Source organism: Bradyrhizobium sp. USDA 4538 (assembly GCF_024171045.1).
In the GTDB taxonomy this organism is placed as follows: Bacteria; Pseudomonadota; Alphaproteobacteria; order Rhizobiales; family Xanthobacteraceae; genus Bradyrhizobium; species Bradyrhizobium australafricanum.
On the sequence record NZ_JALJZE010000001.1, the window covers coordinates 4,826,308 to 4,847,044 of the forward strand.

Consider the following 20,737-nt stretch of genomic DNA (forward strand, 5'->3'; position numbering starts at 1 on the left):
CGCGCGGCGGGCAGCAAGCGATCGATCGTGTCAGCCCTGATCGATCGAGCGTCGGAGCGCGGATCATGTCCGAGACACAGGTGCCCAACCGGTTCTCGATCTTCCATCATGGGCTGGCGAAAGGGCCGGCCTATGAGGCATGGCGCGAAGGGATTTGCCGCGGCTTCTGCCGGCTCGACGTCGGACCGACCGACGACAACCGCATCGATTGCCACAACGAGTTCACGTTGCTGCATACGGTCGCCATCGCGACGCCGCGCGGCGGCTCGGCCCGCTTCGCCCGCACCCGCGCGCTTTTGAATGACGGCTGCGACGATCTTGTCCTGATCTTTGCGACGCGCGGCACGGTGCAGGTCACGCAGGCAGGCAAGGCGATCGAGCTTCAGCGCGGCCAGATGTGCCTCACCGAAATGAATATCGTCGGCACCGCCGATCTCACCCGGTCGGGCAGCTTTACGACGACGCGGTTTCCGCGGCGCCTGCTGCTCCAGATCGCGCCCTCGGCGGAGACGCAGCTGGCGCGGGCACTCGGGCGCGAGCCGGCCCTGGGCGCGATGATCGAGCGCTATTCCGTGCTCTGCACCGAGCTTGCCGGCGATCTGGACGTGCCCGGCCAGCGGGCAGCGGCGCACCATCTCGCCGACCTGGTGGGTCTCGTTCTCGGCAGCAGCGCCGAGACAAAGCAGCTGTCGGCACGCGACGGCGTGGCGAAGGCGCGGCTCGATCTGATGAAGGCCGATGTTCTCAAAAATCTCGACAACGGTAAGCTCACGATCGAAGCCATAGCAAGGGCGAATGCGCTGAGCACCCGCCAGGCGCAGCGCCTGTTCGCGTCCGCAGGGACGACGTTCTCGGAGTTCGTCCTCGAGCAGCGCCTGCTGCTGGCGCGCCGGCTGCTGCTGCACGAAGAGGGCGCCGGCCGCAAGGTCAGCGACATCGCCTATACGGTCGGCTTCAACGACCTCTCTTATTTCCATCGCGCGTTCCGCCGGAAGTTCGGCGTAGCACCGGCGGAGATGCAGATGGAACTGGGGCGGCGGCATTGAATGCCGCATGTCGCTGACGTAGATCAGGAGACCAGCTTCATCGCAATGAGGGCGCTGCCAATGCCTCTGTGGACCTGCGAACAGTGCGGCGCGCAATATCCTGAAACCGCGGCGCCACCGTCGGCTTGCCTGATCTGCGAGGATGAGCGGCAATATGTGAACTGGAAAGGGCAGGCGTGGCTGACGCGCGAGGAGCTCGCAGAGCGGCACAGACTGGTCTGGCGCGACGATCTCGGCCTCGTCGGGATCGCGCTCGAGCCGTCTTTTGCGATCGGGCAGCGCGCGCTGCTGGTGCCGGACCGCGGCGGCTGCGTGATGTGGGACTGCGTGCCGCTGGCAACCGCCGAGGCGATCGCGCATGTCAGATCGCTCGGCGGGCTGAAGGCAATCGCGATCTCGCATCCGCATTATTATGGCGCGGTCGCCGACTGGAGCGCGGCGTTCGACAATGCCCCGGTCTATCTGCACGGCGACGATGCACAATGGGTGACGCGGCCTTATCCGTCGATCGTGCCGTGGCAGGGGGACAGCCATCGCATCTCCGACGACATCCTGCTGGTGCGCGGCGGCGGGCATTTTGCCGGCGCCACCATGCTGCATTGGCGCAACGGCGCCGACGGGCGCGGCGCGCTTCTGACCGGGGATATCGCGATGGTGGCGATGGACCGCCGCTCGGTCAGCTTCATGTATTCCTACCCGAACTATATCCCGCTCAATGCATCGGCGGTCCGCCGCGTCGCGCGGGTGGTCGAGCCGCTGGCCTATGATCGGATCTACGGCGCCTGGTGGGGCAAGAACATCGCCTCCGACGCCAGGGCGGCGTTCGACCGCTCGGTGCAGCGCTATATTGCGGCGATCGCGGACTGACGGTTCCGGCCGCTTTTGGCAACCTTGCCACGCGGCGCGATCGCGCTATATCAGGGCTTTCCCGCCCCTTACCGATTGTCCGAGTTTCCGCATGACCACAACTGCCGCTGCCGAATCCCAGCCGTTCCAGGCCGAGGTTGCCGAATTGCTGCACCTGATGGTGCATTCGGTCTATTCCGAGACCGATATCTTCCTGCGCGAGTTGATCTCGAACGCGTCGGATGCCTGCGACAAGCTGCGCTACGAGGCGATCGCCAATCCGTCCCTGATCACGGACGGCACGCCGCCGGAGATCAGGATCGTCCCGAACAAGGCGGCCAACACGCTTGCCGTGGTTGATACCGGCATCGGCATGGAGCGCCAGGAGCTGATCGACAATCTCGGCACCATCGCGCGCTCCGGCACCAGATCGTTCCTGTCGAAGCTCACCGAGGCCAAGGACGGCGCCAACCTGATCGGCCAGTTCGGCGTCGGCTTCTATGCCGCCTTCATGGTCGCCGAAAAGATCGTCGTCACCAGCCGCCGCGCCGGCTCGGACGAGGTGTGGGGGTGGACGTCGGAAGGCGGCAGCGGCTTCGAGATCGCACCGGCGGGCGAAGAGGCCGCCCAGCGTGTCGCGCGCGGCACCGAGATCGTGCTGCATCTGAAGAAGGACGCCGCCAAGTATCTCGAGGCCTACGAGATCGAGCGCATCGTCCGCGAATATTCCGACAACATCCAGTTTCCGATCCTGCTGGTGCCGGAAGAGGGCGAGCCGCGCCAGATCAACTCGGCGAGCGCGCTGTGGCAGCGCTCGAAATCCGAGCTCAAGCCGGAGGATTACGCCCAGGCCTACAAGCAGATCGCCGGCGCGTTCGACGAGCCGGCGATGACGCTGCATTACCGTGCCGAGGGCCGGCAGTCCTACGCCGTGCTGCTGTTCGCGCCGTCGCAAAAGCCGTTCGACCTGTTCCAGGTCGAGCGCAAGGGTAAGGTCAAGCTCTACGTCCGCCGCGTCTTCATCGCCGACGATGCCGAGCTGCTGCCGGCTTACTTGCGCTTCATCCGCGGCGTGATCGACAGTGAGGATCTGCCGCTCAACATCTCGCGCGAGATGCTGCAGAACAATCCGCAACTCGCGCAGATCCGCAAGGCCGTCACCGGCCGCGTGATCGGCGAGTTGGAGACGCTCGGCGAGAAGGAGCCGGAGACCTTCGCAAAGATCTGGGACGCGTTCGGCCCGGTGATCAAGGAAGGCCTGTGGGAGGATTTCGAGCGCCGCGACAAGCTGCTGGCACTCGCGTGCTTCACCACGACGTCGGGCGAGAACCGCTCGCTGAAGCAGGTTGTCGACGACTTCAAGCCGAACCAGACCGAGATCTATTATCTGGTCGGCGACAGCGTCGAGCGGCTGAAGTCGAACCCGAAGCTGGAATCGGCGCGCGCCCGCGGCATCGAGGTGCTGCTCCTGACCGATCCGGTCGATGCGTTCTGGACCTCGGCGCCGCTCGATTTCGGCGGCAAGCCGCTGAAGTCGCTGAGCCAGGGCGATGTCGATTTCGGCCTGATCCCGCTTGCCGACGACAAGGACGACAAGAAGGACGAACCCGCGGCCGACGCGGCGACCACGATCGCCGTGATCAAGGACGCGCTCGGCGAGCGCGTCTCCGACGTCCGGGCTTCGCAGCGGCTGACCGCGAGCGCGTCGTGCCTCGTTGCCGGCGGCGATGCGCGCGACCGCGCGCTGGAGCGGCTGCTCGCCCAGCAGAACCGCGGCGCGATCACAAAGCCGGTGCTCGAGATCAATTTGCGCCACCCGCTGGTCGCGGCGCTCGCGACCGATACCGCGCAGGCGAAGGACCTGTCGCTGCTGCTGTTCGAGCAGGCGCAGATCCTCGACGGCGAGATGCCCGACGACCCCGCCGCGTTCGCTGGGCGCATGAACCAGCTCGTGCTGCGCGGATTGGGGAAGTAGAGCGCGAACTCTGAACCCGTCATCCTGAGCCCGTAGCCCGGATGGAGCGAAGCGCAATCCGGGACAGGTCCATCCGTGGATAGCGCGGCCCCGGATTTCGCTTCGCTTCATCCGGGCTACGCATTCCTAAAACTGGCAGGCTGACTGCGCCGCCCAGGCGCTTGACAGGCCGCGCCTCATTGATGTTATGTTATAACATAACATCAAGCGAATGCCCCATGTCCCGCCGCCGCCGATCCCTCCAGCAACTGTTTGATCTCGATGCAAAAACTCCCCGTCACCATCTTGTCCGGCTTCCTCGGGGCTGGAAAGACCACTTTGCTGAACCACGTCCTGAACAACCGCCGCGGTCTGAAGGTTGCGGTGATTGTGAACGACATGAGCGAGGTGAACATCGACGCCGACCTCGTTCGCGATGGCGGTGCGAACCTGTCCCGGACTGACGAAAAACTGGTCGAGATGAGCAATGGCTGCATCTGCTGCACCCTGCGCGACGATCTGCTGAAGGAGGTGCGCGCGCTCGCCGAGAGCGGCCGTTTCGATTATCTCCTGATCGAATCGACCGGCATTTCCGAGCCGCTGCCGGTCGCCGCGACTTTCGAGTTTCGCGATGAAGATGGCCAGAGCCTCTCCGACATCGCGCGGCTCGACACCATGGTCACGGTGGTCGACGCCGCCAATCTCCTGAAAGACTACGCCTCGACCGATTTCCTCAGCCAGCGCGGCGAAGCGCTCGACGGCGACAAGCGCACGCTGGTCGATCTACTGGTCGAGCAGATCGAGTTCGCCGATGTCGTGGTGCTGAACAAGATCGATGCCGCGACGCAGGCAGAGCGCGAGGCCGCCCGCACCATCGTGCGTGCGCTCAATCCCGACGCCGACCTGGTCGAGGCGAATTTCGCAAAGGTCCCGTTCGACCGCGTGCTCGACACCGGCCGCTTCGACCACGAGCGCGCGCAGCAGCATCCGCTCTGGCACAAAGAGCTCTATGGCTTTGCCGGGCACGTGCCGGAGACCGAGGAATACGGCATCACGAGCTTCGTCTACCGCGCGCGGCGCCCGTTCGATCCGCTGCGCTTCCACGCCTTCCTGCGCGAGAGCTGGCAAGGCGTGATCCGCGCCAAGGGCCACTTCTGGATCGCGACGCGCCCGGATTGGTGCGGCGAGCTGAGCCAGGCCGGCGCCATCGTCCGCACCGAAGGGCTCGGTTCGTGGTGGGCCGCGATCCCGCGCGAGCGCTGGCCGGATCATCCGGACTGGCGGCTGATGATGCAGCGGAGCTGGAACGATCTCTACGGCGATCGCCGGCAGGAGCTGGTCTTCATCGGCTCCGGCACGAACGAGGACGACATCCGCCGCAGGCTCGATGCCTGCCTCGTCACCGGCAGACCGGGCATGGACCCGCAGGCCTGGGCCGGGCTGCGCGATCCGTTTCCGCCGTGGAGCAGGGCAGGCGAGGCGGCGTGAGACAGTCACCGTAGCCCGGATGGAGCGGAGCGCAATCCGGGGTCTCCCGCCGCTTTAGAGGTTCCCGGATTTCGCTGCGCTCCATCCGGGCTACGCTTCTAAAACCGGTCCCAACCCGGGCCGTATCTGCTAGAGAATCCCGCATCAGGGCGGAAACGGCGCGGCGTTGCGATGGCTGGCGGCAGCGATATCTTCTACGGCGGCATTCCGGTGTTTCGCGGCTTCGCGCGGCTGATGGACCCCGCGCTGTATGCGCCGTTGCCGGATGACTGGACGGTCGGCGTCGCCGATATCGTGGAATCGACCAAGGCGATCGCGGCGCAGCGCTACAAGGCGGTCAACATGGCCGGCGCCGCGGTGGTCGCCGCCGTCACCAATGCGCTGGAGGGCCGCGAATTCCCCTTCGTGTTCGGCGGCGACGGTGCGAGTTTTGCGGTCGCGCCCGCCGATCTCGACAAGGCACGCGAGGCGCTGGCGGCGACCGCGCGCTGGGTGCACGACGACCTCGATCTGGTGCTGCGGGTGGCGCTGGTGCCGATGGCGGCGATCCGCGCCGCGGGCGCCGATGTCCGCGTAGCGCGCTTCGGGCCGTCGGCCAATCTGTCCTATGCGATGTTCTCAGGCGGCGGTCTTGCTTACGCCGATGCCGCGATGAAGCGCGCCGAGTTCGCGGTCGATCCGGCGCCTCAGGGCACGCAACCCGATTTGTCCGGCCTGTCCTGCCGCTTCGAGGTGATGCCGTCCGCGCGCGGCGTCATTATGTCGGTGCTGGTGCTGCCGGCGAAGAACGCCGATCCCGCGTCCTTCCGCAAGGTGATCGAGGATATCGTCGTCCGCGTCGAGAAGAGTCCCGATGCCGGACGGCCGGTGCCCGCCAGCGGACCGCCGCTGCACTGGCCGCCGCAGGGAATGGAGTACGAGGCGCGCGCACGGCGCCGCGGCCCGCTCGCGCTGCGGCGCGCCGCGGTGCTCACATTCGCGCTGTGGGCCTATACGCTGATGCGGTTCAACATCCCAGTCGGCAAGTTCGCGCCGAAACGTTATCTGCAGCAGGTCGTCGAGAATTCAGACTTCCGCAAGTTCGACGACGGCCTGCGCATGATCCTGGATTGCACGCCGGAGCTCGCTTCCGACATCGAGCAGCGCCTCGCCGCCGCCGCGGCGCAGGGCATCGTGCGTTATGGCCTGCACGAGCAGGATGCCGCGATGATGACCTGCTTCACCCCGTCGGTGATGCGCGCCGACCACGTCCACTTCATCGACGGCGCCCGCGGCGGCTACGCCTCGGCCGCGACGGTGCTGAAGGCGCGCGCGGTGTAGCAATTTTTCTCACCTCTCCCCGCTCGTTTGCGGGGAGAGGTCGGACGCCACGCCTCGCGTGGCTTCCGGGTGAGGGCAGGCAATGAGTGGCCGCAAGGAGATATTCATCCGACTCGCGAGATCGACGGTGAGCTGACTACAATTCAGATATGGCTACGCGGATAGAGCCCCTCACCCCAACCCTCTCCCCGCAAGAGCGGGGCGAGGGAGCACGGTCCCGTCGCGGTTGCCGCTCGGCTCAGAATTACCGCCCCACCCGCGTCCAGGTCTCGCCGCCGCACAGCGCGCCGACGCAGCCTTCGACGCGCAGCGTACTCTCGCCGGTCACCGAGATGCTGCTCGCATAGGTGCCGCCGTCGTCGGCGTTGTAGATCTGGCCCGACCATTTGCCCGCGGCAACCGGATGCATGCCGGAAAACAGCGGCAGCCCGATGATCGGCCGGCTGGACAGCGACGGATTCGGATTCTTGTTGTCGAGCTGGGGCTTGCCGGTCATCGGATCGATCGGGTCGCGCAGGCTCACCACCACGCCACAGATGCCGCCGCCGCATTTGCTGATCTTGACGCGGGCATCGCCGGCCTGGGTCTGCCAAACGCCGACCGGCTCAGGCGCGCCTTGCGTATGCGCGGCGGGCACGGCAAGCGCCGTCGCAATGATTGCGATCATGAATTCGAATCTGCAGGCCATGGCTCATTCCCCCAGAGCATGATCCGGAAAAGTGCGAAGCGGTTTTCCGAAAAGATCATGATCAAACAAAGAGCTAAAGCGCGATGACGATTCGACCCAATCTCATCGCGCTTTAGTGGTCGGCCTGCATAACAAGTCGAAGAATTTCTGCAATGTCATATTCGCGCGATCAGGTGAGCGCGCTCCCAAAAAAAATCTGGTGCCTGTTTCAGGAGCAGTCATGCTCAGGCAACGCTCCGGTGCGAGGGCGCTGCGTCGTATTTATTTCCAGCGGGTCAGCCGGATCGAAATGATGGTGGCCAGGCCGAACGCCACCATCGCACCGCCGACCAGCGCAAACAGCGTCCACGCCGGGGCGCTCACGGTAGCGAGCCACCAGCCACCGATGCCGACCAGCAGCAGGCGGATGGTGCCGGCCAGCACCGGTCCGCCGACCTTGGCCGCGCCCTGCGAGGAGAAATAGAGACAGACGCCGACGCCGAAGAAGCCGAAGCCCGGGCCGGCCAGCGCGAAATAGGACGAAGCCGCGGCGGTCACGCCGGGATCGGTGGTGAACAGCGCAATCCACAGCGTCGGCTTGAGCGCGACCACAAGTCCGACGAAGCCAACGACAAGTCCGGCGACGGTGCCGGCGGTCCACGCCACCTTGCGGGCGCGCGTCACGAGTCCCGCGCCGATCGCCATGCCGACCATCGGCACCGAGGCGACGCCGACCGCGAACGCGATCGGGATCAGCAAAAACTCCAACCGCGAGCCCATGCCGTAACCGGCCAGCGTCTCGGTGCCGAAGCTGGCCAGGATCTTGGTGAAGATCAGGATGGTCAGCACGCTCTGCAGCGGCGACAGGCAGGAGATCGCGCCGACCTTGAGAATGTCGAGGAACATCGCGCGCTGGAAGCTGAAGGCGGCGAAGTCGAGTTTCAACCGGCTGCGGCCAGAGGCGAGATACCAGGCGAGGAAGATCGCACCACACGTGAAGGCCGTGAGCTGTCCGGCGGCGACGCCGCGCATGCCGAGACCGGGCATGCCGAACAACCCGAGACCCAGCACGCCGCCGACCGCGATCTGGATCATCGAGACCGTGATCAGAGTCATCGAGGGAATCCGCATGTCGCCGGTGCCGCGCACCACGGAGGCGAGCGTGTTGACCAGCCAGATCGAGATCGCGCCGGAGAACAGCACCTGCGAGTAATGCATCGACTGCTCGAGCACGCCGCCATGTCCGCCGAGCAGCGCATAGAAGTTTCGGCCGAAGCCCAGCATCATCACGGTGAAGAACAGTCCGGCGCATCCGCCGATGATCGCCGCATGCAGCGCCAGATCGGCGGCGCGGTCGCGGTCGCCGGCGCCGAGCGCGCGGCTGATCGCCGACGAGACGCCGCCGCCCATCGCGCCGGCCGACATCATCTGCGTCAGCATCGCGAACGGAAACACCAGCGCAATGCCGGCCAGCGGCTCGGTGCCGAGCCGGCCGATGTAAGAGGTCTCGGCCACCGCGACCAGCGTCGAGCCGAACATGGCGATGGTGTTCGGGATCGCGAGGCGAAGCAGCGTCGGCAGGATCGGCGCGGTCAGCAGGTCATTGACCGGCGTGGCGGGCGTGGCCGGCTGCACGTCGTCGATCGAGGCATCAATGGTCATGCGTCACGGCTCACTTCGCAAGCGGGAGAGGGGCGCACTGCAATCCAACGCCAGTGAACCGGGCTCGCAATCAATAAATGATGATCGACATGTTACGATGTTGCACCGATCATCGCCACCGCCGCCGATGCAGGGGTCACCACGGCAGGCCGCATAGGTCGATCTTGCCCTGGCGCGGCGCGCGGACGATGTCGTTGACGAACGGCGCCATCGCCTCAAAGCGGATCTCCCCGGAAGGCTGTTCGCAATAGACTTCGCCGCTGAAGGGATGCCAGCCGCGCGCTTGGTAGAACGCGAAATTGTGCGGCTCGCAGAATAAGATTGCAAATTTCACCGCGTCGTTGGCACGAATGGTGTGCACGGCGGCATCTAACGCCAGTGACGCATAGCCGCGCCGCCGGCAGTCCGCACGGGTCGAGACTCCGCCGATGCCGCCGACATGCACCTTGTGGCCATTCCAGGTGATGGTCCGGAAATAGATACCGACATGGCAGGCCAGCCCGCTGTCGTCGGGCGCATCGAGCAGTACGCGCAAATCCGCGTGGGCCCATTTGATGTCCGCCCAGACCGGCTTCTCGGCGGCATCCGGGCTCCAGACCGCCTGGAGCAGCGGCTCGGCGCGCCGCCACGACGCATCTCCGTTGAGAATGTCGATTTCGATGCTCATCGTCTGGGTCCTTGGTCTTGGTTCGGGCTGTGCCGATCTGTCATGGGCGATCCGAAAATGCGGTGTTTCTCCGCCATGGAACCTTCTATAAGGGGGGCCCGTTAAGTGTAGTCTCCCACCCTCTGTTGGACATTACCCCATGACCTTCACGCTACCCGATCTGCCCTACGCCCACGACGCCCTTGCTCCCTACATGTCCAAGGAAACGCTGGAGTTTCACCACGACAAGCATCACCAAGCCTACGTCACCAACGGCAACAACGCGATCAAGGGGACCGAATTCGAAGGCAAGTCCCTCGAGGAGATCGTGAAGGGTTCGTTCGGCAAGAACGCGGCCGTCTTCAACAATGCCGGTCAGCACTACAACCACATCCATTTCTGGAAGTGGATGAAGCCGAATGGCGGCGGAAGCAAGCTGCCCGGCCGGCTCGAGAAGAAAATCAACGAGGACCTCGGCGGCTTCGACAAGTTCAAGGCCGACTTCGCCGCTGCCGGCGCCGGTCAGTTCGGCTCCGGCTGGGCCTGGCTGCAGGTCAAGGGCGGCAAGCTCGAGGTCGCCAAGACTCCGAACGGCGAGAACCCGCTGGTCCACGGCGCGGTGCCGATCCTCGGCGTCGACGTCTGGGAGCACTCCTACTACATCGACTACCGCAACCGCCGTCCGGACTATCTGAAGGCGTTCGTCGAAAACCTCGTCAACTGGGACTATGTCGACGAGCTGTTCGGCAAGGCCGGCTAAGCGCGGCTTCGACCGTCGCATATTTCTTCACCCTCCCCTGAAAGGGGAGGGTCGTTTCGCATGCAGCGAAGCGAAATGCGAAACGGGGAGGGTCATCTCTCAGCACGAGCAGTCTCTCAATGGAGAGACTGTGACCCCGCCCCGCCGCTCATTTCATTCGCGTCGACCCTCCCCTTTCAGGGGTGGGTGATTTGAGTGTGCGGCAAGATGCGCCCTCACTCGACACACACCAGCGGGGGCATTGGTGGGTAACGCGGCAAGCTATCTCCTCGTCTTCTTCGGCGGCGGTCTCGGCGCGACGTTGCGCCAGGTGATCAACGTCACCTGCGCGCGCTGCATCGGCACCGCGTTTCCTTACGGCACCTTCATCATCAACATCACGGGCTCGACCGTGATGGGCCTGATCGCCGGCTATCTCGCCTTCAAGGGCGACGCCTCGCAGCCCTGGCGGCTATTTTTGATGACCGGCATCCTCGGCGGCTACACCACCTTCTCCGCCTTCTCGCTCGACACCGCACTGCTCTATGAGCGCGGCGAGCTCGGCCTTGCGGTGCTGTATGTCGCGGGCTCGGTGGCTCTCTCGATCGCCGGCCTGTTCGTCGGGCTCGCGATCGTGCGGCATTTGACGTGAGATGCGCTCGGTCGTCATGCCTCGCGGGCGCTCTCGCGCGCGCGTGCCGCAGGCAAGGCTTTTTACCTTTTGCACGGGGCCCCATGGGTGCGATCGGGACCCGGCTTTCCCTGCGCCTTTTGATCAAGGGAGGGCGGAATGAGATGCAAAGCTCGGACAAATCATGTCGGGAGAATGTGGATGTGTAACTCATAGACCGCGCCACACACGCAATGTCGTCCCGGCGAAGGCCGGGACCCATTACCCCAAATCTCAATTGTTGCGCGCGCTGGCCACAATCCCGTTCATGATTGAGTGCGGTGGTCATGGGTCCCGGCCTTCGCCGGGACGACGTGGGGAGGGTCTCGCCACCTTCCATCCCGCGGAAACTGTTCATCTGTGGAACCCGCCAACCTCCCCGGCCGGCGGCATTTCCCGCCTCCAAATTTCCCTTTGGTAACCTCGCCTTAACCATGATTAGCGTTTGGTTAGGGTCGGAATGACGCGTGAAAAGCCCTCGTTTTGACATGTTGGCAGGGGAAGCAGGGCCCGGCTTTGGACGGGCCCCCCATGCGACAGATGTAAGAGGCTCTCGCGCAGTTTTGCCGCGCCGGGCGCGCGGCCGTGGAAGGGGTGCCGATTGGCGGCCCGCCGAATTGGGACACTTGCGTTGAGAGGATATTGCCGATGAATCCCGCCGACGTGGCTCAGTCAACTCTGCCACTGGCATCGAGCGACGTGTCGCTGATCGCGCTGTTCTGGCAGGCCCATTGGGTCGTCAAATGCGTGATGTTGGGACTTCTGTCCTGCTCGGTGTGGGTCTGGGCGATCGCAATCGACAAGATCCTGCTCTACGCCCGCACCAAGCGGGCCATGGACAAGTTCGAGCAGGCGTTCTGGTCCGGCCAGTCGATCGAGGAACTCTACCGCGCGCTGTCGGCCAAGCCGACCCAGTCGATGGCGGCCTGTTTCGTCGCGGCGATGCGGGAGTGGAAGCGCTCCTTCGAGAGCCAGTCGCGGTCCTTTGCCGGCCTGCAGGCGCGGATCGAGAAGGTCATGAACGTCTCGATCGCCCGGGAGGTGGAGCGGCTGGAACGCCGGCTGCTGGTGCTCGCCACCGTGGGCTCGGCCGGTCCCTTTGTCGGCCTGTTCGGCACCGTTTGGGGCATCATGTCGAGCTTCCAGTCGATCGCGGCCTCGAAAAACACCTCCTTGGCGGTGGTGGCGCCCGGTATCGCGGAAGCGCTGTTTGCCACCGCAATCGGCCTGATTGCCGCAATTCCGGCGACTATTTTCTACAATAAGTTCACTTCGGAGGTGAACCGGCAGGCCGCGCGCCTGGAGGGGTTCGCCGACGAGTTCTCCGCCATCCTGTCCCGTCAGATCGACGAGCGGGGTTGAGTTAGATGATGGTCACTTTTGCGGGTGTGCGATCATGGCGATGAGCATGGCAGGGTCCGGCGGTGGCAGACGCCGCCGCGGCGGGCGCAAGCCGGTCATGGCCGAGATCAACGTCACGCCGATGGTCGACGTGATGCTGGTGCTGCTGATCATCTTCATGGTGGCGGCGCCGCTGATGACGTCGAACATCGACATCGACCTGCCGGTGGCGAGCGGCGGCAAGTCGATCTCGTCGAACCAGCCGCCGCTGACCCTGTCGGTCAAGCGCACCGGTGGCGGCTGCAACTCGAATGTCGAGCTCTATCTGGGTGACGCGCCGGTCACGGCCGCCGATTTTCCGGCCAAGATCAAGGCGATCGGTGACGCCCGGTCGGATGCCGAAAAAGTGGTCTATCTGCGTGGCGACAAGGACGTCTGTTACACGGATATGATGAAACTGCTCGGGGAGGTCCGGGCCGCGGGATTCAAGGCGAATATCGTCATCATCCCGGAAGGCGGATAACCACCATGCCAAGGCACGGGGAAGCCTGATTTGAAGGTCAAGGTCGACAAGACTCTGGCGGCATCGATTGTCCTGCACGTCCTCGTGATCGGGTGGGGCCTCGTGTCGTGGTCGACCAAGGCGTACGTGATGCCCGAAGAGGAATCGGTTGCCGTCGACGTGATCTCGCCCGACCAACTCTCGCATGTCATGGCCGGTCAGAAGGACGGCAAGAAGGAAAATCCCAAGCCACTGGTCGACAAGGTCGCCGAAGCCAAGCCGGTCGACGACACCGTCGGCAAGGTCGAGGAGAAAAAGCCCCCGGTCGTGACCGACACCGCGCCGCAGCCGGCGCCGAAGGTGGAGAAGCCGGAAGACAAGAAGCCGGATCCGCCGAAGAAGGTCGAGAACAAGCCGAAGGAAGAGCCGAGGCCGGTCGAGAAGAAGCCCGATCCGGTGAAGCCCGACCCGATCGCGGAAGCGATCAAGAAGGAAGAGAAGAAGCCGCCGCCGAAGCCGGTTGCGCAGGCCGCCAAGCCGCCGCCGGAGCAGAAGCCGAAGGATCGCGTGTTCGACCAGAGCAAGATCGCAGCCCTGCTCGACAAGCGCGACCCGACGCGCGCCGCGGCGACCGGCGATACGCTCAATGCCAATGCGGCGCTCGGCACCGCGAAGGGCAAGGCTGCCGACAATTCCGCGACCTGGGGCGCGATGTTCCGGCAGCAGGTCGAGCGCTGCTGGAAGAAGCCTTACGGTGGAATAGAGGCACAGATGGCAGAAGCCGTGTTCTCCATCCATTTGAAGCGCGACGGCACGCTGGAAGGCATGCCGGTCGTGGTAGGAAACGCGAAGACGCCTTATCTTCGGGTGTATCAGGAGAGCGGCTTGCGCGCGATCATCGAGTGCCAGCCCTATCGATTGCCTCCAGCATTCTTTGAGGAGTGGCAGTTCTTCGAGCCGGCCTTCACCGAGAGGCAGAGCTGAAATTGCACGCTACCGTTTACGAGCATGAGTTCGAACGATGATTGACAAGACCCGCTTGCCTCACACGCTATTCCGTCCGAGCCGCCGGCAGATCCTGGCCGGAATGGCGTCCGCCGGCGCGATGCTGGGTGGTCTCGCCGGCCCCGCGTCCGCCCAGAAGCGGATCACCATCACCGAGGGCGAGTTCGCGCCGGTGCCGATCGCGATCCCGAACTTCGCCGCCGGCACGCCTGGCGATGCCGAAGTCGGTGTCGGCGTCACGCAGGTGATCACCAACAACCTGAAGCGCAGCGGATTGTTCGCGCCGATCGATCAGGCCGCCTATCTCGAGAAGCAGATCAATATCGACGCGGCGCCGAACTTCAACAACTGGAAGAGCATCAACGCGCAGGCGCTGGTGACCGGCCGCATGACGCGCCAGGGCAACGGGCGGGTGAAGGCGGAATTCCGGCTCTGGGACGTCAACACCGGCCAGCAGCTCGCCGGTCAGCAGTACGACACCTCGGCCGAATACTGGCGGCGCATCGCGCACATCATCTCCGACCAGATCTATGAGCGCATGACCGGCGAGAAGGGTTATTTCGATACCCGCGTCGTGTTCGTCGACGAGAGCGGCTCGGCGGATCGCCGCGTCAAGCGCCTTGCGCTGATGGACCAGGACGGCGCCAATGTGCGCTACCTGACCCGCGGTTCGGACCTCGTGCTGACGCCGCGCTTCTCGCCGTCGACCCAGGAAATCACCTACATGGAATTCGGGCAGGGCGACCCGCGCGTCTATCTGCTCAACATCGAGACCGGCCAGCGCGAGATCGTCGGCAACTTCCCGGGCATGTCGTTCTCGCCGCGCTTCTCGCCCGACGGCCAGCGCGTCATCATGAGCCTGCAGCAGGGCGGCAACTCCAACCTGTTCGTGATGGATCTGCGCTCGAAGTCGATGACGCGGCTGACCGACACGCCGGCAATCGACACCTCGCCGTCCTACGCGCCCGACGGTACGCGGCTGTGCTTCGAATCCGATCGCGGCGGCAAGCCGCAGATCTACGTGATGCCGGCAACCGGCGGCGGTGCACAGCGCATCTCGTTCGGCGACGGCACCTATTCGACGCCGGTTTGGTCGCCGCGCGGCGACTACATCGCCTTCACCAAGCAGGGCGGCGGGCAGTTCGCGATCGGCATCATGAAACCCGACGGCTCGGGCGAGCGCATCCTGACCTCGGGCTTCCACAATGAAGGCCCGACGTTTGCGCCGAACGGGCGCGTCGTGATGTTCTTCCGCGATCCGGGCGGCAACAGCGGCCCGTCGCTGTTCACCATCGACGTCTCCGGCCGCAACGAGCTGCGGGTACCGACCCCGGGCTTTGCCTCCGACCCGGCCTGGTCACCGCTGTTGTCGTGAGCTGGGTGCAGAGCTGCTCCGGGAACCTCGGCGGCAGTCGCGGCTTCTCACCTAGCGCACTGAATTTCATGGTGAATTCCGGCCGTCGTCCTAGCGCGGCAAGGACTTGCTAACGATGTTCGCTCAGAAAGACTTCACCTGCGATCAGTAAGAGTGCGAGCTGAAAAGGACGCGCGCTCTCACAATGCAGTTTGCAAGTCAGACGGGTGAACCGGACCGGTCGATGTCGCCGACGATTTCCGCGGCGCTGGTCGATTCCCTGTTCATGAACCCAGCGCCCATGATCTTCGGCGCCTTCGGCCCCGCCATTGCGGGCGCCGTGATTGCGGCTGTGACGAGCAATCTGTTGTGCTGGCTGTGCGTGCCGCTGTTCATCGTGGTGGGGCTGGCGCGCGCGCTGCAGATGTACCGCTACCAGCAGCGCAATTCCCGGCTCACCGTCGAAGAGTCCGTGACCTGGGAGAAGCGCTACCGGATCGGCACCATCGCCTACGGCATCTCGCTCGGCATCTGGGGCGTCACCGTGCTCCTCACGACCAATGATGCCGCCGCGCACATGCTGTGCGTGACCACGGTGGTCGCCTACACCTCGGCGGGGGTAGGGCGGACCTTCGGCCGGCCGCAGATCTTCCACCTGCATCTGTTGATGTCGATCGGTCCCTTGATCCTGGCGCTGATGTATGTCGGCGGCCCCTATCACATCGCCCTTGCGCTGCTCAGCCTGGTGTTCTTCAGCGCCATCCGGCACCTGACCTCCAGCCTGCAGCGCATCTACGTCAACGCCTGGATCGCCAAGGAGCGCGAGGCCGCGCTGGCGGGCCAGTTCGATACCGCGCTGAACAACATGCCGCACGGCTTGTGCATGTTCAGCGCTGATGGCCGCGTTGCGGTGATGAACCACCGCTTCATCGAGATGATGCAGCTGTCGGACGATTTCGTGCAGCGCGGCGCCAGCGCGACCGACATCTGCAACGCCTGTGTCCTGTCCGGCTCGATCTCGGCCGCGGCCGCACAGCAGATCCTCTACGAGATCGAGAGCTCGCAGCGCGGCGATATCGTCACCAGCGATCCGGATCCCACCAAGAACCGCTCGCTCGACTGGACTTTCCAGCCGATGGCCGGGGGCGGCACCGTGGTGCTGGTCGAGGACATCACCGAGCGCAAGGACGCCGAGGCCCGGATCAGCCACCTCGCGCGCTACGACGAGCTGACCGCGCTGCCCAACCGCGTCAATTTCCGCGACGAAATCGGCCGGCTGCTCGCCATGCAGCACGGCGATCATCGCTCCGCATTGCTGTTCGTCGACCTCGACCAGTTCAAGCAGGTCAACGATACGCTCGGCCATCCCTGCGGCGACCAGCTGCTCTGCGCGGTCGCCGAGCGGCTGCGCGAGATGCTGCGGCCGGAGGATTTCGTGGCGCGGTTCGGCGGCGACGAGTTCGTGGTGTTCCAGCAGAACATCCACTCGCACGAGGACGCTGCGGCGCTGGCTCGGCGCATCGTCGACCGCCTCAGCGAGCGCTACAAGATCGACAACCATTTGGTCGAGATCGGCGCCAGCGTCGGCATCGCGATGACCGCGCCCGGCGTCGGCGCCGACACGCTGCTGAAGAACGCCGACATGGCGCTCTACCGCGCCAAGGCCGACGGCCGCGGCACCTTCTGCTTCTTCCGCGACGAGATGGCGCAAACCGTCGAGGCCCGCCGCATCCTCGAGCTCGACCTGCGCAAGGCGCTCGCCAACGAGGAATTCGAGCTGTTCTACCAGCCGCTGATCAACCTGAAGTCCGGCAAGGTGAGCACCTGCGAGGCGCTGCTACGCTGGAACCATCCGGCGCGCGGTACGGTCTCTCCCGTCGACATCATTCCCGTTGCCGAGGACATGGGCCTGATCGTCGATCTCGGCCGCTGGATCCTTCGCAAGGCCTGCATGGAATGCATGAAGTGGCCCGAGGCGGTCAGCGTCGCGGTCAACTTCTCGCCGCAGCAGTTCCACCAGCGCGACGTGCTGAGCGAGGTTCGCTACGCGCTCGAGGTCTCCGGCCTGCCGGCGCACCGGCTCGAGATCGAGATCACCGAATCCTCGCTGCTGCACAACACCGAGCTGACCCACGACTTGCTGTCCCAGTTGCGCTCGCTCGGCGTGCGGATCTCGCTGGACGATTTCGGCACCGGCTACTCGTCGCTCAGCTACCTGCACAATTTCCCGCTGCAGAAGGTCAAGATCGACCGGTCCTTCCTCGAAGGCATCGACAGCGACCGTCCGCTGACCCTGCTGCGCGGGGTGGCGCGGCTGTCGGCGGATCTCGGTATGTCGGTCGTTGTCGAGGGCATCGAGACCAATGAGCAGCTCGAACTGATCAGCGCCGATGGCGCGGTGACCGAAGCACAGGGATACCTGTTCAGCCGGCCGGTTCCCTCCGTCCGCATCCGCCAGCTGCTCAATGCCTCGCACGGCCGGCGGACCGACGAGCAACTGCACGTGGTTCCCTCGCGCTCGATCGCTTGATCCGGCGCAATATACTCAATCGATAGTTGCGAGAACCTTCGACTGCACCATTCGTAGTGTGCCCTTGGGTCGGAGGTTAACTGTATTGCCTCGATTGCTTTGACGGAAATTAAGAAGCTGTTAATCTTTTGGCCGCGCGTTGAAGTTGTTGCGTTGTTCAGGGAGTACCAAATGAGGTCCGCGGCCGAAGCCATCAAGCCCGCGACAGGAAGGCTTGCGGACCCTCTGGATCAAGTCGATTACCGCCTCGCTCAGACCCCGGAACAGAAAGACGAGATCTACCGGCTTCGCTATCGCGCCTATCTGCGCGAAGGCGCGATCCGGCCCTCGGCGGACGAGCGGGTCGTCGATCAGTTCGATGATGCGCCGAATGCCTGGGTGTTCGGTGTCTATCTGCAGGGCGAACTCTGCAGCTCGATCCGCATCACCGTGGTGACGCCGGAGTGGCGTACCTCGCCGACGCTCGAGGTGTTCGGCGACGTGCTGCTGCCGAAGCTTGATCAGGGCCTGGTCTTCATCGACTCGACGCGCTTCGTCGCGGATCCCGAAAAGGCCCGGAACGTTCCGGAACTGCCCTATGTCACGGTGCGCCTTGGCTCGACCGCGGGCGTGCACTTCAACGCTGATTACGGCTTGGCGCCGGTCCGGCCCGAGCACATGGCGTTCTACCGGCGTGTGTTCCTGCACGAGACCTGGTCGGAGCCGCGGCTCTATCCCGGGCTGGTGAAGCCGGTCGGCTTGATGGCGTCGCATTTGCCGACGGTGCGGGAACGCGTGCTGGCCCGCTATCCCTTCCTGCGCTCCAGCGCCTTCGAGCGGCGCATGCTGTTCGACCGCGAAGGCCAGTTGCAGCCCGACGGCTTCGTGCAGCCGTTCGAGCGCGCTTCGATCGTGCCGAATCCCTGAGGGAATCGGCCATTCTCATCGAGTCAGTGTCGATCGACTGTTGCGCGCAGGCCAAATTGTCCTGCAAAAGCGGCCGGTTCCCGCGAACCTTGCCTTCCCTTCACCATCGCGCCACATTTGCCACCCATTAACCATCGGGGGCGCTTTTCGCCATTGCCTGGCATTTGATGGGGTTCAGCAAGGTCTCGTCAAGGTTGACGGAACGTTCGCTTAACCATCGCCCTGTAGACCGATTGGGTAGTACGAAGAGCGCGAGCGTGGAGGCTCCGGGAATGAATTATCTCCAGGGTATGAAGCTGGTTGCGGTTCTGGCGGTGGCGCTGTCGATGGGTGCCTGTGCCAACAAGAACCCGTTGGACGCCAATGGCGCGATTGGGGGCGCCGCGACCCCGGGCAGCCAGCAGGATTTCGTGGTCAATGTCGGCGACCGCGTGTTCTTTGAGAGCGATCAGACCGATCTCAGCCCGCAGGCGACGGCGACCCTCGACAAGCAGGCGCAGTGGCTGCAGACCTATAATCGTTACTCCTTCACCATCGAAGGTCATGCCGACGAGCGCGGCACCCGCGAATACAACATCGCGCTCGGTGCCCGGCGTGCCCAGTCGGTCCGCGCTTACCTCGCCTCGCGCGGCATCGATCCGAGCCGCATGCGCACCATTTCCTACGGCAAGGAGCGTCCGGTCGCGGTCTGTAACGACATCTCCTGCTGGTCGCAGAATCGTCGTGCCGTCACCGTGCTGAACGCCAGCTCCTGACGCGAACCTGAATGAGTGTTTTCAAGCCGGCGCCTTCGGGCGCCGGTTTTGTTTTTGCCGCGTGAAGGCCCGGCCCGCCGTCATCAAGATGAACGAAGCTGCGCGCAATTGGCCGCTTGCTTGTTCCAGCATCCGTACTAAACCGGTATCCCGCGACGCTATCCCGGATTTGAAGTGCCAGTCACAATTCCGGCGTACTCCGTCTTTCAATGTCGCTCGCTTTTCACGTCGATCTCGTCGTCAGGGCAAAATGTCATCCAGGATTCATTTTCTTTCCTCCGCCGCGGCGATCGCGGCGTTGCTCGCCGTTTCCGCGCCAGTGTTTGCCCAATCCGACGATTCCGATGCTGAAATGCGGATCGAGCGGCTCGAGAACCAGCTGCGGCAGCTGACCGGCCAGAACGAGGAACTGCAATACCGTAACCGCCAGCTCGAGGAGCGGCTGCGGCAGCTTGGCGGGCAACCGCCCGGCCCAGCTGGACAGGCTCCGGCGGGCCAACCCGTTGCGGCGGCGCCACCGGCGCAGCAACCGCAGGCCTACCCGCAAGCGCAGCCGGGCTACGCCCAGCCCCAGCAAGGCTACGGCCAGCCGCAGCAAGGATATGGCAGGCCGCCGCAGGGCGGCTATGACCAGCAGCAGCAGATCGCGGCGCCTGCGCCGATCGCGCAGGAGCCGGCGCCGGCGGCTTCCGGCCGCCGCGGCCGCGGCGATGCCTTCGATCCGAACCAGAACCCGAATGCCCCAGGGGCGCCGCGCGCACTTGGCGGCGGCGGGATGCCGATGCCCAGTGAGGCGGCGGTTGGTGCGCCCGGCGGCCGTGGGGCAGGCGAGCCGCTCAATCTCGGCAACACCAGCCCGCAGCGTGCGCCCGGCGCGAGCGCAGCCCTGACCACGCTGCCGCCGTCGGCGACGTCGAAGGACGAGTTCGACCTCGGCATCGGCTATATGCAGCGCAAGGACTATGCGCTCGCCGAAGAGACGATGAAGAACTTCGGCCAGAAGTATCCGAACGATCCCCTGGTGGCGGACTCGCAATACTGGCTCGGCGAAAGCTATTTCCAGCGCCAGCAATATCGCGATGCTGCGGAGACCTTCCTCGGCGTGACCACCAAGTTCGACAAGTCCGCGAAGGCGCCCGACGCCCTGCTGCGGCTCGGCCAGTCGCTGGCGGCGCTGAAGGAGAAGGAAGCGGCCTGCGCCGCGTTCGGCGAGATCACGCGGAAGTACCCGCGCGCGTCCGGCGGGGTCAAGGCTGCGGTTGATCGCGAGCAGAAGCGCGTGAAGTGCTAAACCAGATGCGGGAAG

The 20,737-nt window shown here is 64.7% G+C and carries 18 protein-coding genes; 15 read left to right on the forward strand and 3 right to left on the reverse strand.

The features are described from left to right. The first annotated feature begins 65 nt into the window (after positions 1 to 65). From J2R78_RS21765 to J2R78_RS21785, 5 genes are all read left to right on the forward strand, one after another. A complete protein-coding gene (locus tag J2R78_RS21765) occupies positions 66 to 1,046 on the forward strand; it encodes an AraC family transcriptional regulator (RefSeq protein ID WP_253606763.1) in 981 nt (326 codons plus the stop codon). Between the two features lie 60 nt (positions 1,047 to 1,106). Then, positions 1,107 to 1,913, forward strand: a complete 807-nt coding sequence (locus J2R78_RS21770; RefSeq protein WP_253606765.1) for an MBL fold metallo-hydrolase — start codon at positions 1,107 to 1,109, stop codon at positions 1,911 to 1,913. 91 nt (positions 1,914 to 2,004) lie between these two features. Then, the gene (gene htpG, locus J2R78_RS21775; RefSeq protein WP_253606767.1) at positions 2,005 to 3,867 is read left to right on the forward strand and encodes a molecular chaperone HtpG; all 1,863 of its coding nucleotides are present in this window, start codon (positions 2,005 to 2,007) and stop codon (positions 3,865 to 3,867) included. Between the two features lie 261 nt (positions 3,868 to 4,128). After that, positions 4,129 to 5,334, forward strand: a complete 1,206-nt coding sequence (gene zigA / locus J2R78_RS21780; protein ID WP_253606770.1) for a zinc metallochaperone GTPase ZigA — start codon at positions 4,129 to 4,131, stop codon at positions 5,332 to 5,334. 171 nt (positions 5,335 to 5,505) lie between these two features. After that, positions 5,506 to 6,654, forward strand: coding sequence for a DUF3095 domain-containing protein (locus J2R78_RS21785; protein WP_253606772.1), 1,149 nt, complete (start codon positions 5,506 to 5,508; stop codon positions 6,652 to 6,654). Between the two features lie 244 nt (positions 6,655 to 6,898). Here the strand turns inward: J2R78_RS21785 and J2R78_RS21790 are convergent, their stop codons facing one another. The 3 genes from J2R78_RS21790 to J2R78_RS21800 form a co-directional block, all read right to left on the reverse strand. Next, on the reverse strand, positions 6,899 to 7,342 hold the full coding sequence (locus tag J2R78_RS21790) for a DUF2147 domain-containing protein (RefSeq protein ID WP_253606774.1): 444 nt from the start codon (positions 7,340 to 7,342) through the stop codon (positions 6,899 to 6,901). A 261-nt stretch (positions 7,343 to 7,603) separates the two neighbouring features. Beyond that, positions 7,604 to 8,983 carry an MATE family efflux transporter gene (locus J2R78_RS21795; protein ID WP_253606775.1) on the reverse strand — a complete coding sequence of 460 codons (1,380 nt, stop codon included), beginning with the start codon at positions 8,981 to 8,983 and terminating at the stop codon, positions 7,604 to 7,606. Positions 8,984 to 9,119: 136 nt separating this feature from the next. Next, the gene (locus J2R78_RS21800) at positions 9,120 to 9,650 is read right to left on the reverse strand and encodes a GNAT family N-acetyltransferase (protein WP_253606777.1); all 531 of its coding nucleotides are present in this window, start codon (positions 9,648 to 9,650) and stop codon (positions 9,120 to 9,122) included. Between the two features lie 139 nt (positions 9,651 to 9,789). On the opposite strand from J2R78_RS21800, the gene J2R78_RS21805 reads away from it, so the two are divergent. From J2R78_RS21805 to ybgF, 10 genes are all read left to right on the forward strand, one after another. Beyond that, a complete protein-coding gene (locus J2R78_RS21805; protein ID WP_016846956.1) occupies positions 9,790 to 10,389 on the forward strand; it encodes a superoxide dismutase in 600 nt (199 codons plus the stop codon). 244 nt (positions 10,390 to 10,633) lie between these two features. Further along, positions 10,634 to 11,020, forward strand: a complete 387-nt coding sequence (gene crcB / locus J2R78_RS21810) for a fluoride efflux transporter CrcB (RefSeq protein WP_253606780.1) — start codon at positions 10,634 to 10,636, stop codon at positions 11,018 to 11,020. A gap of 666 nt (positions 11,021 to 11,686) precedes the next feature. Further along, on the forward strand, positions 11,687 to 12,400 hold the full coding sequence (gene tolQ / locus J2R78_RS21815; RefSeq protein WP_016846954.1) for a protein TolQ: 714 nt from the start codon (positions 11,687 to 11,689) through the stop codon (positions 12,398 to 12,400). Positions 12,401 to 12,434: 34 nt separating this feature from the next. Next, positions 12,435 to 12,902, forward strand: coding sequence for a biopolymer transporter ExbD (locus J2R78_RS21820; RefSeq protein ID WP_016846953.1), 468 nt, complete (start codon positions 12,435 to 12,437; stop codon positions 12,900 to 12,902). A 30-nt stretch (positions 12,903 to 12,932) separates the two neighbouring features. Continuing rightward, entirely contained in the window at positions 12,933 to 13,865 is a 933-nt protein-coding gene (locus J2R78_RS21825; RefSeq protein ID WP_253606781.1) for a cell envelope integrity protein TolA, read from the forward strand. A 103-nt stretch (positions 13,866 to 13,968) separates the two neighbouring features. Further along, a complete protein-coding gene (gene tolB / locus J2R78_RS21830) occupies positions 13,969 to 15,261 on the forward strand; it encodes a Tol-Pal system beta propeller repeat protein TolB (RefSeq protein ID WP_375167131.1) in 1,293 nt (430 codons plus the stop codon). A gap of 184 nt (positions 15,262 to 15,445) precedes the next feature. Further along, the gene (locus tag J2R78_RS21835; RefSeq protein WP_076828017.1) at positions 15,446 to 17,770 is read left to right on the forward strand and encodes a bifunctional diguanylate cyclase/phosphodiesterase; all 2,325 of its coding nucleotides are present in this window, start codon (positions 15,446 to 15,448) and stop codon (positions 17,768 to 17,770) included. Positions 17,771 to 17,941: 171 nt separating this feature from the next. Next, positions 17,942 to 18,676, forward strand: a complete 735-nt coding sequence (locus tag J2R78_RS21840; protein WP_057018120.1) for a hypothetical protein — start codon at positions 17,942 to 17,944, stop codon at positions 18,674 to 18,676. A 272-nt stretch (positions 18,677 to 18,948) separates the two neighbouring features. After that, positions 18,949 to 19,431 (forward strand): peptidoglycan-associated lipoprotein Pal, encoded by a 483-nt coding sequence (gene pal, locus J2R78_RS21845; RefSeq protein ID WP_016846948.1) that lies wholly within the window; start codon positions 18,949 to 18,951, stop codon positions 19,429 to 19,431. A 250-nt stretch (positions 19,432 to 19,681) separates the two neighbouring features. Beyond that, positions 19,682 to 20,722 (forward strand): tol-pal system protein YbgF, encoded by a 1,041-nt coding sequence (ybgF, locus tag J2R78_RS21850; protein WP_253606786.1) that lies wholly within the window; start codon positions 19,682 to 19,684, stop codon positions 20,720 to 20,722. Positions 20,723 to 20,737: the final 15 nt, after the last annotated feature.